Below are 14,392 nucleotides of genomic sequence, written 5' to 3' on the forward strand. Positions count from 1 at the left end.
CCGCCGGGCGAAAACCCCCCATGCGCAGACACAGGCTCCCTCGGGGGCCTTTTTTATTGCCCGAAACACGACTAAACGACCAGCAATCGCCCGATGGCGGACAATACGGGACCAGACCGATGAGCAGTGGACAGAACGAACGGCGCGAAATGACCGGTGCCGAAATGGTGGTGCAGGCGCTGAAGGACAATGGCGTCAAGCATGTTTTCGGCTATCCGGGCGGCGCGGTTCTCCCGATCTATGATGAAATCTTCCAACAGGACGAGGTCGAGCACATCCTCGTCCGTCACGAGCAGGGTGCCGGTCATGCGGCGGAGGGATATGCGCGCTCGACCGGCAAGGCCGGCGTCATGCTGGTGACATCGGGGCCGGGCGCCACCAACGCGGTCACGCCGCTGCAGGATGCGCTGATGGATTCGATCCCGCTGGTCTGCCTGACCGGTCAGGTGCCGACCTCGCTGATCGGCTCGGATGCCTTCCAGGAGTGCGACACGATCGGTATCACGCGGCCCTGCACCAAGCACAATTGGCTGGTGAAGGATGTCAACGAGCTCGCGGCGATCATCCATGAGGCCTTTCACGTCGCGACGACAGGACGCCCCGGTCCGGTCGTCGTCGATATCCCGAAGGACGTGCAGTTCGCCAAGGGCATCTATGTGCCGCCGCAGACGGCGCCGCGCACCAGCTATCAGCCTAAGGTCCAGGGTGACCTGGAAAAGATCAAGGCGGCGGTCGAGCTGATGGCCGCCGCGAAAAGGCCGATCCTCTATACCGGCGGCGGTGTCATCAATTCCGGCCCGGAAGCCAGCCATTTGCTGCGCGAACTGGTCGACCTGACCGGCTTCCCGATAACCTCGACGCTGATGGGCCTTGGCGCCTATCCGGCATCAGGCAGGAACTGGATGGGCATGCTCGGCATGCACGGCACCTATGAAGCCAACATGGCGATGCATGATTGCGACGTCATGGTCTGCATCGGCGCGCGCTTCGACGACCGCATCACCGGCCGGCTCACCGCGTTCTCGCCGAACTCGAAAAAAATCCATATCGACATCGATCCGTCTTCGATCAACAAGAACGTCCACACCGATGTGCCCATTATCGGCGATGTCGGCCGGGTTCTGGAGGATCTGGTGCGGCTGTGGCGGGCCACCGCCAGGGCCGACAAGAAGGCGCTGCACCCGTGGTGGGAGCAGATCGCGAAATGGCGGGCGCGGGATTCGCTCGCCTACAAGATGAACCACGACGTCATCATGCCGCAATATGCCGTGCAGCGGCTCTATGCGCTGACCAAGGACATGGACACCTACATCACCACCGAGGTCGGCCAGCACCAGATGTGGGCGGCGCAGCACTATCATTTCGAGAAACCGAACCGCTGGATGACCTCCGGCGGGCTCGGCACGATGGGCTACGGTCTGCCGGCGGCGCTCGGCGTGCAGATTGCGCACCCGGATGCGCTGGTCATCGACATTGCCGGCGACGCCTCGGTGCAGATGACGATGCAGGAGATGAGCGCCGCGGTGCAGCACGAGGCGCCGATCAAGATCTTCATCCTCAACAATCAGTACATGGGCATGGTGCGGCAGTGGCAGCAGCTTCTGCACGGCAACCGGCTGTCGCATTCCTACACCGAAGCGATGCCGGATTTCGTCAAGCTCGCCGAAGCCTATGGCGGCCATGGCATCCGTTGCGAGAAGCCGGACGAGCTGGACGACGCCATCAAGGAGATGATCTCGGTGAAGAAGCCGGTGATCTTCGACTGCCGGGTCGCCACGCTTGCCAACTGCTTCCCGATGATCCCGTCGGGCAAGGCGCATAACGAGATGCTGCTGCCGGACGAGGCGACCGACGAGGCGGTGGCCAACGCTATCGACGCCAAGGGCAGGGAACTGGTGTAGGCCTGTCGCCCGAGCCGAGGCAGGGCTGTCGGAAGCCGTGTGGAAACAGAAAAACAGCTCAAAGTTTGAAATCGAGATTCATGTCATGAACGCACAGCACCTTCAACCCACCGGTTCCGCCTACTTCATCGCCAAGGAGACGGAAAGACCGGAAATCCACACGCTTTCCGTGCTGGTCGACAATGAGCCGGGCGTGCTTGCCCGGGTCATAGGCCTGTTTTCCGGACGCGGCTACAATATCGAGAGCCTGACCGTTTCCGAAACCGAGCACGAGAAGCATCTGTCACGCATCACCATCGTGACGCGCGGCACGCCGCATGTGCTGGAGCAGATCAAGCACCAACTCGAGCGCATCGTGCCGGTGCACCGTGTCGTCGACCTCACCGTGCGCTCGCACGAGCTCGGCCAGGAACGGCCGCTGGAGCGGGAACTCGCGCTGGTGAAAGTGGCCGGCACCGGCGAGGGCCGCGTCGAGGCGCTGAGGCTGGCCGATGCCTTCCGGGCCAGCGTCATCGACGCCAACACCGAGCATTTCATTTTCGAGATCACCGGCAAGGGCTCCAAGATCGACCAGTTCATCGCCATCATGAAGCCGCTCGGCCTGGTCGAGATCTGCCGCACCGGCGTGGCGGCGATGAATCGCGGCCCGCAAGGGATGTGATCATCCGGCGCTTTGGGTCCAGTGCTCTGGCACCGCCTGTATTTATTCTGTCGGCTTGATCCTGACCTTCTGGCCCGGCTGCCGCCGTGAGCTGGCCTTTGCACGTCTGAGATAAAAGGACAATATTGCTGACCTGCTTGGGAGAAGCCAATGACCCTCGATGCGTTCCTTGCCCTGCTGGTCTATGCCTTCGTGACTTCGATCACACCGGGTCCGAACAACTTCATGCTTCTGGCTTCCGGCGTGAATTTCGGTTTTGCCAAAACCATTCCGCACATGCTGGGCATCAGCATCGGCTTCCTCGTGCTGTTGCTTGCCGTCGGCTTCGGCCTTGGCGCGGTGCTGATTGCGTTTCCGGTTCTCGACACTGCATTGAAGATCGCTGGCGGCGTCTATCTGCTCTATCTCGCCTGGAAGATCGCCATGTCGCGTTCGCTCAGCAGCAAGGGCGAGGCCAAGGCGCGACCGATGCGCTTCATCGATGCGGCAGCGTTCCAGTGGGTCAATCCCAAGGCGTGGGTGATGGCGATCACCGCCATGGCCGTCTATGCCGTTCCGGAGCATCCGTTTCTGTCGGTGGCGCTGGTTTCGATAGCCTTCACCGTCGTCAACCTGCCGAGCGTTTCGGTGTGGGCAGGTTTCGGCACGGCGCTGCGCGGTTTTCTGTCGGACCCGGTGCGGCTAAAATGGTTCAACATCGCCATGGGCGTGCTGCTGGCAGCGACACTGTGGCCGATGCTGCGGTAGCTGCCGTTTTATTGTGCACTGCACATTAAATCTTCGTAATCCCGGGTTTTGGCCCTTTTTTGCCCTCGGCGCCCTCTATCTATTTGGTGAAACCGCGGCATCAGGCTGCGAGTTATACCCAGACATGACCACCGAACCACGGCGTGTCGGATGGAAGGTCTTTGACGATGCGTGGAAAGATCGTGCTTGCGATGCTTGCGGTCGCCTGCCTTGTCACGGCTGGGCTCTATCTTTCGCCCGCGGCAACGGACAAGGTCCGGCAGATGCTGTCAGCGGGTCAGGCGCCTGACAAACCGGCGGCCGCCGCGAATGCCGCACGTGCGACCGCGGTGGTTGCCGCCACCGCTTCGACGGCCGATTTCCCGATCCGGCGCTACGCCATCGGCCTTGTATCCTCGCCCGCCGTGGTCAGCGTGAATGCGCGGATCTCGAGCCAGATCACATCGATCGCCGTCAAGGACGGGCAGATGGTGAAGGTCGGCGACCTTCTGTTCTCGCTGGACGACCGCGCGCTGAAGGCGCAACTGGCCCGTGACCAGGCGACGCTCGCCAAGGACCAGGCGCTGCTTGCCAGTGCGACGGCCGATCTTGAGCGTGCCAAGGCTCTTGTCGCCAGGCAGGCCGGCACGCAGCAGACCTATGACCAGGCGATCGCCGCGCAGAAGTCCGCTGCGGCCACGGTCGATGCCGACAGAGCAACGATCGAAGCGGACGAGATCCAGCTCGGCTTTGCCACGATCACGGCGCCGATTTCCGGCAGGCTGGGTGCGGTCAGCGTCGCGATCGGCGATCTCGTCACCACCAACAGCGGCAGCAGCACGTCGACCCCGCTGGTGACCATCACCCAGATGGACCCGCTGCGGGTGAACTTCAATCTTCCGGAAAGCGATCTTGCCCTTTTGCACAAGGCGCTGGCGGCACCAGGGCAAGGCGCAGTCACGCTGACCAGGGACGGCGACCCGACACCGATCGGCAAGGGGACCCTCGATTTCGTCGATTCCAGCGTCGACACCGCCTCCGGCACGATTGCAGCGCGGGCCAGCGTGCCCAACCCCGATCTTTCGCTGTGGCCGGGCCAGTATGTCAATGTCGTGCTCGATGCCGGCATCATGCCGCAAATGACCTCGGTTCCCACGGTTGCGGTCCAGCCAAGCCAGAAGGGGCCGTTCGTCTATGTGATCAAGCCCGACAACACGGTGGAGGTGCGGCCCGTCCAGGTCGCACTAACCGAAGGCGATAACAGCGCCATCGGCGCGGGGCTGAAAAGCGGCGAAAATGTCGTCGTCGAGGGCCAGGCAAAGCTGAAGGACGGCGCGCCGGTCCGCGGAGGCGATGCCGTTGATCAGGCGCCTCCCAGGGTTGCCGAGGCTGGCAAGGCGGGCGGGACGCGGCCATGATCTCCGAATTCTGCATCCGCAGGCCTGTCGCCACCCTGCTCATGTCGTTTGCGCTCGTGCTGGGCGGGCTGTTCGCTTACAAGTTCCTGCCGGTGGCCGCTCTGCCGAGCGCCGAGTTTCCGGTGGTCAACGTCTCGGCCTCGCTGCCCGGCGCCTCGCCGGAAACCATGGCGACCTCGGTGGCAACGCCGCTGATCAAGCAGTTCACCACCATCGCCGGTATCGATTCGATCTCGACCACCAACGCGCTCGGCTCGACCTCGATCGCCATCCAGTTCGTGCTCAACCGCGATATCGATGCGGCCGCCGCCGACGTGCAGGCGGCGATCGCGCGAACGCAGCGGCAATTGCCGCCCGAGATGACCGGCCCGCCGAGCTACCGCAAGGTCAATCCGGCCGATGCGCCGATCCTGCTGATGTCGCTGGTCAGCGACACGGTTCCGCTGACCGATCTCGATGCATTTGCCGAGAATGTGATCTCGCCGTCGCTGTCGACGATCGAAGGCGTGGCGCAGGTCTCGATCTTCGGCCAGCAGAAATACGCGGTGCGCGTCCAGATCGATCCGACGGCGCTCGCTGCACGCGGTATCTCGATCGACCAGTTGCAGACGGCGATCGCCTCGGCCAACAGCAACACGCCGCTCGGCGTGCTGCAGAACGACAAGCAGCAGCTGACGATCACCGCCAATACCCAACTGAACAACGCGGCGGGATTTTCCAACATCATCATAGCCACCAGGAACGGCCGTCCGGTGCGGCTCGGCGAGGTCACCCGCGTCATCGATTCGGTCGAGACCACGACGACGGCAAGCTGGTACGACGGCACCCGCGCGATCATCATGGCGGTGCAGCGTCAGCCCGATGCCAACACCGTCGACGTTGTCGACCGGGTCAAGGCGATGCTGCCGTCCTTCCAGGATCAGATGCCGGCGGCGGCCAGCATCCGGTTGCTCAACGACCGCTCGACGTCGATCCGCGAGGCGGTCGACGACGTGCAGTTCACGCTGCTGCTCACCATCGCGCTGGTGGTGATGGTGATCTTCCTGTTCCTGCGCCGGGTAACGGCGACGATCATCCCGGCGGTGGCGGTGCCGATCTCGCTGATCGCCACGCTCGGCGCCATGTTCCTGTTCGGCTTTTCCATCGACAACATCTCGCTGATGGGGCTGACGCTGGCGGTCGGCCTTGTCGTCGACGACGCGATCGTCATGCTGGAAAACATTTTTCGCCACATGGAGGAGGAGGGACTCTCGGCTTTCGACGCGGCACTCAAGGGTGCGCGCGAAATCGGCTTCACCATTATTTCGATCTCGATCTCGCTGGTCGCTGTGTTCATCCCCGTGCTTTTGATGGGCGGCGTGATCGGCCGCATCTTCAACGAATTCGCGGTGGTGGTGACGGTCGCCATCCTGGCCTCGATGTTCGTGTCGCTGACGCTGACGCCGATGCTGTGCTCGCGGCTCTTGTCGGTTTCGAGGGCTGAGCGCGAAGCAGCGCAGGGCGAAGGTCACAGGCACAATTTCTTCATGCGGGGTTATGACTGGCTGCTGACAGTTTGCCTGCGGCACAGGTTCCTGGTTCTTCTCGTCTTCATTGGGACGGCCGCACTGTCGGCCTGGCTGATCCAGACCTCGCCGAAGGGCTTCTTTCCGCAGGAGGATATCGGCCAGATTTCGGTGACGACCACCGCGCGCCAGGACATCTCGTTCGACGCCATGGTGAAGCTGCAGGGGCAAGTGGCTGATGTCTTTACCCATTCACCCTATGTCTCGCATGTCGGGTGGTCGGTGGGCAGCGGCGACAACGCACTCAACCAGGGCCGGCTCTATGTGCAGTTGAAGGACAAGCACCAACGCCCCGACATCGACAAGGTGCTCTCGGATCTGCGGCGGCAGCTGGCCAATGTCCCCGGCATCGAGACCTTCATGCAGCCGGTGCAGAACCTGCGGCTCGGCGCGCGCGCTTCGGCCAGCGCCTATCAACTCGTCGTGCAGGGCCTCGACATCGGCGCGGCGGACAACTGGGCGCAGAAGCTCACCGACGCGATGGCCGCCGACCGTAGCGACTTCACCGACGTCACCAATGACTTGCAGAACAACGCCCTGCAGGCGTCGCTGGTGGTCGACCGCGACAAGGCGGCGACGCTCGGCGTCGACACCGATACGTTGCGCTCCAGCCTCTATGGCGGTTTCGGCACCGAGCAGGTCTCGACCATCTTCGGTTCGGCCGACAGCTACGAGGTGATCATGGAGCTCGACCCGAGGATCGAGTGGTCGCCAGAAAGGATGCTGGCGATCAAGGTAAGGACGGCCAGCGGCAGCCTGGTGCCGCTCGGCGCCTTTGCCCGCGTCGATCGGACCGCCGGCGCCTTGACCGTCAATCAGCTCGGCCAGCTTCCGGCGGTGACCATTTCCTACAACCTGCCGCAGGGCGTCGCGCTCGGCGACAGCGTGAGCCGCATCGATGCGCTGAAGGAGAAGATCGGCATGCCGGCGACGATCTCGACCACTTTTTCGGGCACGGCGAAAACTTTTCAGGATTCGCTTGCCAACCAGGGCCTGCTGATCGCCGGCGCGATCCTGACCATCTATATCGTCCTCGGCATCCTCTACGAGAGTTTTATCCATCCGCTTACCATCCTGACTGGACTGCCGTCGGCGGTGCTCGGCGCGCTTGTTGCACTGCGGCTTGCGGGGATGGACCTGTCGGTGATCGCGGTCATCGGTATCCTGATGCTGATCGGCATCGTCAAGAAGAACGGCATCATGATGATCGACGTCGCGCTCGAACTCAGGCGCGAGGGGATGTCGCCGCTCGAGTCCATTCACAAGGCCTGCCTGATGCGCTTCCGGCCGATCATGATGACGACGCTGGCGACACTGATGGGCACGCTCCCGATCGCGCTCGGCACCGGCGCCAGCGCCGAACTGCGCCAGCCGCTCGGCGTGGCGGTGGTCGGCGGCCTCGTCGCTTCGCAAGCGCTGACGCTGTTCGTCACGCCGGTCATCTATGTCTACATGGAGCATTTTTCGGGCTGGCTTGTCGGGCTGTGGCCGAAGCGCCGGCAAGAGCAGCCACCTGTCGAGGCCGTCGACCAGCCGTCGCTGTTCGAGAACGGAGAAGCGTTGCAGGGCGAGCCGCACAAGGCGGCGGCCGAATAGAAGCCGACGGGCCGGCCCAAGCCGTGGCGCTTGCGGTGGAACGCTTGCAGCCGTAATTTACGGCCATGTCCCACGATCATAATCACGACAACGAGCTTGATCCTTTTGCCGCCCGGGTGCGCGCACTGGAGACGATCCTCACCCAGAAGGGGCTGATCGATCCGGCCGCGATCGACGTGATCGTCGACACCTATGAGACAAAGATTGGTCCGCGCAACGGCGCCAAGGTGGTGGCGAAGGCGTGGGTCGAGCCGGACTTCGCTGTCTGGCTGAAACGCGACGCGACGGCGGCGATCGGCTCGCTCGGCTACACCGGCCGGCAGGGCGAGCACATGCAGGCCGTGTTCAACACGGCGGACACGCACAACCTCGTCGTCTGCACGCTGTGCTCCTGCTACCCGTGGTCGGTGCTCGGCCTGCCGCCGGTCTGGTACAAGGCGCCACCCTATCGTTCGCGCGCGGTCATCGATCCGCGCGGCGTGCTCGAGGAATTCGGGCTGACCTTGCCGGCAACGACAAAGATCCGGGTGTGGGATTCGACCGCCGAGCTGCGTTACCTGGTCGTGCCGATGCGGCCGAAGGGCACCGACAGCTGGAGCGAGGAGCGGCTGGCAGATCTGGTGACGCGCGACGCGATGATCGGCACCGGACTGGCGCGGGAGCCGGCATGAACGGGCCGCAGGATCTCGGCGGGCAGATGGGGTTCGGGCCGGTCGCACCCGAAAAGGACGAGCCCTGTTTCCATGCCGCCTGGGAAAGGCGGGCGCTTGGCGTGACCTTGTGCGCGGGCGCCATGGGCGCCTGGACCATCGACGAGAGCCGGCATGCGCGGGAATTGCTGCATCCCGCCGACTATTATGGCTCGAGCTATTATGAGATCTGGATCAAGGCGCTCGAAACCTTGCTGAAGCGACATGGTTTTGTCAGCGACCGCGATCTGGCCGCGGGCAAGGCGGTCGACCCTGCCGCGACGCCAAAGCGGGTGCTGAAGGCCGAAAACGTGCCGGCAGTGTTGGCCAAGGGCGGCCCATGCGACCGGCCGATCGCCGCGCCGGCCCGGTTCAAGGCAGGCGAAATGGTGCGGACGAAGAATTTCCATCCGACCGGCCACACAAGGTTGCCACGCTACGCACGCGGCAGGCAGGGAACGATCGAGGCGGTGCGCGCTGGTTTTGTCTTCCCTGACACCAATGCACATGGCCAAGGCGAAAACCCGCAATGGGTCTATACGGTGGTTTTTGACGGCGCCGAGATCTGGGGCGAGGGCGCCGACCCGACGCTGACCGTGTCGATCGATGCCTGGGAGAGCTATCTTGAGCCGGCGTGAGGCGAAGTCAGCCACCGCCACGCTGCCGGCGGATGCGCAGGTATTCGCCGAGCCGTGGCAGGCGGAAGCCTTCGCCATGACGGTCGCGCTGCACGACAGCGGCGTGTTCTCCTGGAGCGAATGGGCGGACGCCTTGTCCGCCGAGGTCAAGCAGCCTGGTGCCGCAAGCGATGGCCACGATTATTACGAGCACTGGCTGGCGGCGCTGGAAAATTTGCTGTCGGCAAAAGGGGTTGCCGGCAAGCGCGAAATCGATGCGCTCGCTGCCGCCTGGGAACGCGCCGCGCATGCAACGCCGCACGGCAAGCCGATCCTGCTCGAGAACGATCCCGGACCGGCCGAAGGTCGTGGCGGCCCGACCGAAGGTCGTGGCGGAACGGCCGGCTAGACCGTCTCGAATCATGCTTGTTCTCTTTACGTTCTGATCGCTGCCTGTTAAATTGCGTCATTGGAGGCGGTGCGGCCCGCCGCCGATGATCGTTGGCGGCCTTGTCTTTCCCTCGCGAATCCGGTCTCTCGCGCTGATGGAATTCTCTCCTCAACAGGACGATGCACTGAAGGCGGTCGCCACCTGGCTCAAGACCGGAAAGCCGCAGCTGTTCCGGCTGTTCGGCTATGCCGGCACCGGCAAGACGACGCTGGCGCGCTATTTCGCCGAGCATGTCGACGGCCAGGTGCAGTTCGCCGCCTTCACCGGCAAGGCGGCGCAGGTGCTGCGTTCCAAGGGCGCGGTCAATGCCCGCACCATCCATTCGCTGATCTATCGGCCGAAGGGCGAGGAGACGGTTTCGGACGAGGTGACCGGCAAGACGTCGATGTCGCCGACCTTTTCGCTCAACCGGCAAAGCCCGATCTCGCGGGCCAAGCTCGTCGTCATCGACGAATGCTCGATGGTCGACGAGCAGCTTGGCCGCGACCTGTTGAGTTTCGGCACGCCAATCCTGGTTCTCGGCGATCCCGGCCAGTTGCCGCCGATCTCGGGCGGCGGCTTCTTCACCGACCATGAACCGGATATTCTGCTCACCGAGATCCACCGGCAGGCGCGCGACAACCCGATCATCCGGCTGGCGCTCGACGTGCGCGAGGGCCGCGAATTCATGCGTGGCGACTATGGCGCGGCGCAGGTGATCGGCAAGGAAGACGTCACCCAGGAGCTGGTGCTGAAGGCGGACCAGGTGCTGGTCGGCACCAACAGGACGCGGCGCCGCTACAATCAGCGGTTGCGCGAGCTGAAGGGCTTCAATGCCGACTATCCACAGGCCGGCGACAAGCTCGTCTGCCTGCGCAACGACCCGGCCAAGGGACTGCTCAACGGTTCGCTATGGAAGGTGATGACCTCGTCGCGCGAGACGGTGAAACCCGGCATCAATCTGCTGGTCTCCCCGGAAGAGGACGATCCGGACCGCGGCGTCGCCAAGATCAAGCTGCTCAAAGCGGCGTTCGAGGACCCGGACGCCGACATTCCCTGGCAGCAGAAAAAACGCTTCGACGATTTCGACTATGGCTACGCGCTGACCGTGCACAAGGCGCAAGGCTCTCAGTGGAACGAGATCGTGCTGTTCGACGAAAGCTGGGCGTTCAAGGAAACCCGCCAGCGCTGGCTCTACACGGCAATCACGCGCGCGGCGCAACGGCTGACGATCGTCAGATAGGCCGGTCGAGCCAGCAGCCTTGGGACTCGTGCGGCGTCAGCGTGGGGCCAGCGGTCTGGCGTCGAGCCATTCCCACGCGGATGCTTCCTCCTCTGCCTCGAAATGCCTGAGCTCGACTGATGAGGAAGCAGGCAGCAAGCTCTGCGCGCTGGGTACCCAGTTCGGCTCGCCGAGCGCAGCGCAGCGGCCGACATGCTCCACTGCATGGGCCGTGCCCTGTTCAAGCGTTTCGTCCGACACATCGGCCCAATCGACGCCTTCATGGTCGATCAGGCGCACCAGCACATCGATTTTCGGGTGCAGCGCGTAGGCCGCCTCCAGCAATCCGAACAGGTTTTCGGCGTCGGCCGCCGTGACATGGCCGACGACGTCGATGGCGAACAGGTCGTCGCGGTCGGTGTCGATGCGGCGAACCGCCGGCACGTCTTCAAGATAATTCACGGGTCTTCCTCTAGCTGGATATTACACGTCCCTCTGGAACACCGGAAACCCCCTGTCTGTTCCCGCCAAAGGCGGTATAGATGGCCGCGAATTCATCCGGACACGAGACGCCATGCCTGCAAAACTCTCCGTCAATCTCAATGCCATCGCCATGCTGCGCAACCGGCGCGACCTGCCGTGGCCGAGCGTCATCGGGCTCGGGCGCCTGGCGCTGGCCGCGGGCGCGCATGGCCTGACCGTGCATCCGCGGCCCGACGAGCGGCACACCAGGCATTCCGACCTGCCGGAGATCAGGGCGCTGATCGACGACGAATTCCCCAAGGCGGAGTTCAACATCGAGGGCTATCCGAGCGAGGATTTCCTGGCGCTCGTGGAAAAGCACCAGCCGGAGCAGGTGACGCTGGTGCCCGACGACCCTGCCCAGGCGACCTCCGACCATGGCTGGAACTTTGCCGCCGAGGCGGCGTTCCTGACACCGATCGTCAAACGGCTGAAAAAGGGGGGCTTTCGCGTGTCGTTGTTTTCCGACCCGGACCCGGCAGGCATGATCGCCGCGTGCGACACCGGCGCCGACCGGATCGAGCTCTACACGGGGCCGTATGGCAGCTTTCATTCCGATTCGGCAAAAGCGGCGAATGAGCTGGAAAGATTGGGAAAAACCGCGGATGCCGCGCTTGCCGCCGGGCTTCAGGTCAATGCCGGCCACGATCTGGTGGTGAACAACCTGCCGGCATTGGCAAAGCGCATCCCGGCATTGGCTGAAGTGTCGATCGGACATGGGTTGACAGCCGATGCGTTGGAGTATGGCATGGCCAATACGGTCAAAAGATTTCTGAAGGCCTGTGGGTGGTAGAGATGGAAGCCTCGCTCAGCGGACATGGCAGCCATCACGTTGGGGCACTTGATATTGCATCGCAGCAAGCGTAGAGCACCGCGCGCTTATCGGAGTGTCGTCCATGGCCCTTACCAACAGTGGTAGTGAGGCAGAACCAGTCGAACAATCCAGCCATCCTGAGGTCGAAAAGCACAGCACCAAGGTCTTGATGCTGGGCGCCCTCGGCGTGGTCTATGGCGATATCGGCACCAGCCCTATCTATGCGCTTCGCGAAGCATTGCATGCTTCGTCCGGCACCGATCCGCGCAGTGCCGTCCTGGGTATTCTGTCGCTGATCGTCTGGGCACTGACGATTATCGTGACCATAAAGTATGTCGCCTTCGTGCTTCGAGCGGATAACAAGGGTGAAGGCGGTACCCTGTCGCTCATGGCGCTGGCCCGGAAAGCCTATCCGGCTGGTTCCGGCATCATTCTTGTCATCGGTCTGTGCGGAGCCGCACTGTTTTTCGGCGACGCGATCATAACGCCGGCCATTTCGGTGCTTTCAGCGGTGGAAGGGCTGAGCGTCGTGACCCCGGCGTTCGATCCATACGTGGTTCCCATTACATTGGTGATTCTTGCCGTCCTGTTTGCCGTGCAGCGCTTCGGGACCGGCAGGGTGGCCACGGTTTTCGGGCCGGTGACGGCGCTCTGGTTTCTGGCGATCGGCATTGCCGGATTGGTGCACATTAGCGACGATCCGTCGGTGCTTTTGGCAATCAACCCCTACTATGCCGTCGCCTACCTTGCCGAGGCCAAAGCGGGCGCGTTTCTCACCGTCGGCGCGGTTTTTCTGGCGGTTACCGGTGCCGAAGCGCTTTACGTCGATCTCGGCCATTTCGGTCGCCGTCCAATCGTGCTGGCCTGGTTCTGGATCGTCTTTCCCTGCCTGCTGCTCAGCTATTTTGGGCAAGGCGCGTTCGTTCTTGCCCATGGCGGCGTGCCCGACAATCCGTTTTTCCAGATGTTGCCGGATTGGGCACTGATACCGATGGTCGGGCTCGCAACAGCAGCGACTGTCATCGCCAGTCAAGCCGTTATCTCCGGGGCGTTTTCGCTGACCCGGCAAGCGGTGCAGCTCAATCTTCTGCCCAGAATCGAAGTTCAGCATACTTCCGAGATGCAACTCGGCCAGATTTACATGCCGCGCGTGAACCTCCTTCTCGCGCTCGGCGTCATGCTGCTGGTCGTCGGCTTTGGCAGTTCGAGTTCGCTCGCTTCCGCCTATGGAATTTCGGTGACAGGCGAGATGCTGATGACGACGATCTTGCTGTTCGTGGTGATGCGGTGGCAATGGAAATGGCAGACCGCGCTCGCTGCGGCGCTGGCGCTGCTGTTTGGCACGATAGACACCGGCTTCTTCCTGGCGAATATCGTGAAATTCTTGGAAGGCGGATGGGTTTCAATCGCCGTGGCCTGCATCATGGGGTTGATCATGGGGACCTGGATACGCGGCAGCCGCTATCTGTTCGACAAGACGCGCAGGAACGAGATTCCGCTCGATTTCCTTGCCGCCAATTTGTTGAAGAAGAAACCGCAGCTGGTGTCCGGTACGGCGGTGTTCCTGACCAGCGATCCGGTCAGCGCGCCGACCGCGCTGATGCACAGCCTGAAGCACTACAAGGTGCTGCACGAACAGAACGTCATCCTCTCGGTGGTGACGGCGCAGCAGCCTGTCGTGCCCGACAGTGACCGGGTCAAGATGGAAACCATCAACGATCTGTTCATGCGGGTGACACTGACCTTCGGCTACATGGAACAGCCCAACATTCCGCGTGCGCTGGCGATCTGCCGCAAGCAGGGCTGGAAGTTCGACATCATGACGACGTCCTTCTTCCTGTCGCGGCGCTCGCTCAAGGCGTCACCCAATTCCGGCATGCCGGTGTGGCAGGACAAGCTGTTCATCGGTTTGGCGCGCACGGCAGCCGATGCGACGGAGTATTTCCAGATCCCGACCGGACGTGTGGTCGAGATCGGAACGCAGGTGGCGATTTAGGGGCGGGGCGAATACTGAGCCGTTGCGATCCTTCGCGCCCCCCTCTGTCCTGCCGGACATCTCCCCCACAAGGGGGGAGATCGGCAGCTTCGGCCTTACAGCCATCCTGCGACGCTTGAAGATTGGCGAAAACCTCGGTGACGGCCAATCTCCCCCCGTGTGGGGGAGATGTCCGGCAGGACAGAGGGGGGCGCTGTCCCGCCGGCTTCGGAAGTCCGGCACTCTATTCCGACTT

Annotated in this window: 12 protein-coding genes; 11 read left to right on the forward strand and 1 reads right to left on the reverse strand. The window is 63.0% G+C overall.

The window, feature by feature from the left end; translation table 11 throughout:
• Positions 1-119: 119 nt before the first annotated feature.
• The 9 genes from AC0L2A_RS28970 (at position 120) to AC0L2A_RS29010 (ending at position 10,846) form a co-directional block, all read left to right on the forward strand.
• Complete coding sequence (locus AC0L2A_RS28970) at positions 120-1,901, forward strand: acetolactate synthase 3 large subunit (RefSeq protein WP_128180488.1); 1,782 nt, start codon at positions 120-122, stop codon at positions 1,899-1,901.
• An 85-nt stretch (positions 1,902-1,986) separates the two neighbouring features.
• Positions 1,987-2,562, forward strand: a complete 576-nt coding sequence (ilvN, locus tag AC0L2A_RS28975) for an acetolactate synthase small subunit (protein ID WP_091594244.1) — start codon at positions 1,987-1,989, stop codon at positions 2,560-2,562.
• Positions 2,563-2,712: 150 nt separating this feature from the next.
• The gene (locus tag AC0L2A_RS28980) at positions 2,713-3,309 is read left to right on the forward strand and encodes a LysE family translocator (RefSeq protein WP_236386168.1); all 597 of its coding nucleotides are present in this window, start codon (positions 2,713-2,715) and stop codon (positions 3,307-3,309) included.
• Positions 3,310-3,476: 167 nt separating this feature from the next.
• Positions 3,477-4,706 (forward strand): efflux RND transporter periplasmic adaptor subunit, encoded by a 1,230-nt coding sequence (locus AC0L2A_RS28985; protein WP_473611695.1) that lies wholly within the window; start codon positions 3,477-3,479, stop codon positions 4,704-4,706.
• Entirely contained in the window at positions 4,703-7,867 is a 3,165-nt protein-coding gene (locus AC0L2A_RS28990) for an efflux RND transporter permease subunit (RefSeq protein ID WP_473611696.1), read from the forward strand. Before AC0L2A_RS28985 ends, AC0L2A_RS28990 begins: the two co-directional genes overlap by 4 nt.
• A gap of 65 nt (positions 7,868-7,932) precedes the next feature.
• Positions 7,933-8,538, forward strand: coding sequence for a nitrile hydratase subunit alpha (gene nthA / locus AC0L2A_RS28995; protein WP_473611698.1), 606 nt, complete (start codon positions 7,933-7,935; stop codon positions 8,536-8,538).
• Positions 8,535-9,194, forward strand: a complete 660-nt coding sequence (gene nthB / locus AC0L2A_RS29000) for a nitrile hydratase subunit beta (RefSeq protein WP_473611699.1) — start codon at positions 8,535-8,537, stop codon at positions 9,192-9,194. The genes nthA and nthB overlap by 4 nt, the downstream gene beginning before the upstream one ends.
• Positions 9,181-9,582 (forward strand): nitrile hydratase accessory protein, encoded by a 402-nt coding sequence (locus tag AC0L2A_RS29005; protein ID WP_167366439.1) that lies wholly within the window; start codon positions 9,181-9,183, stop codon positions 9,580-9,582. Before nthB ends, AC0L2A_RS29005 begins: the two co-directional genes overlap by 14 nt.
• A gap of 136 nt (positions 9,583-9,718) precedes the next feature.
• Entirely contained in the window at positions 9,719-10,846 is a 1,128-nt protein-coding gene (locus AC0L2A_RS29010) for an ATP-dependent DNA helicase (protein ID WP_091594503.1), read from the forward strand.
• A 36-nt stretch (positions 10,847-10,882) separates the two neighbouring features.
• On the opposite strand, the gene AC0L2A_RS29015 is transcribed toward AC0L2A_RS29010, so the two are convergent.
• Complete coding sequence (locus AC0L2A_RS29015; RefSeq protein ID WP_473611700.1) at positions 10,883-11,287, reverse strand: SpoIIAA family protein; 405 nt, start codon at positions 11,285-11,287, stop codon at positions 10,883-10,885.
• Between the two features lie 112 nt (positions 11,288-11,399).
• Here AC0L2A_RS29015 and AC0L2A_RS29020 point away from each other — a divergent pair, with 112 nt between their 5' ends.
• Both AC0L2A_RS29020 and AC0L2A_RS29025 read left to right on the forward strand, forming a co-directional pair.
• Positions 11,400-12,140: a pyridoxine 5'-phosphate synthase gene (locus tag AC0L2A_RS29020; protein ID WP_473611702.1), complete on the forward strand. Its 741-nt coding sequence runs from the start codon at positions 11,400-11,402 to the stop codon at positions 12,138-12,140.
• 103 nt (positions 12,141-12,243) lie between these two features.
• Positions 12,244-14,157, forward strand: a complete 1,914-nt coding sequence (locus tag AC0L2A_RS29025) for a potassium transporter Kup (RefSeq protein WP_473611703.1) — start codon at positions 12,244-12,246, stop codon at positions 14,155-14,157.
• Positions 14,158-14,392 lie beyond the last annotated feature (235 nt).

The organism is Mesorhizobium sp. WSM4844 (assembly GCF_055811775.1).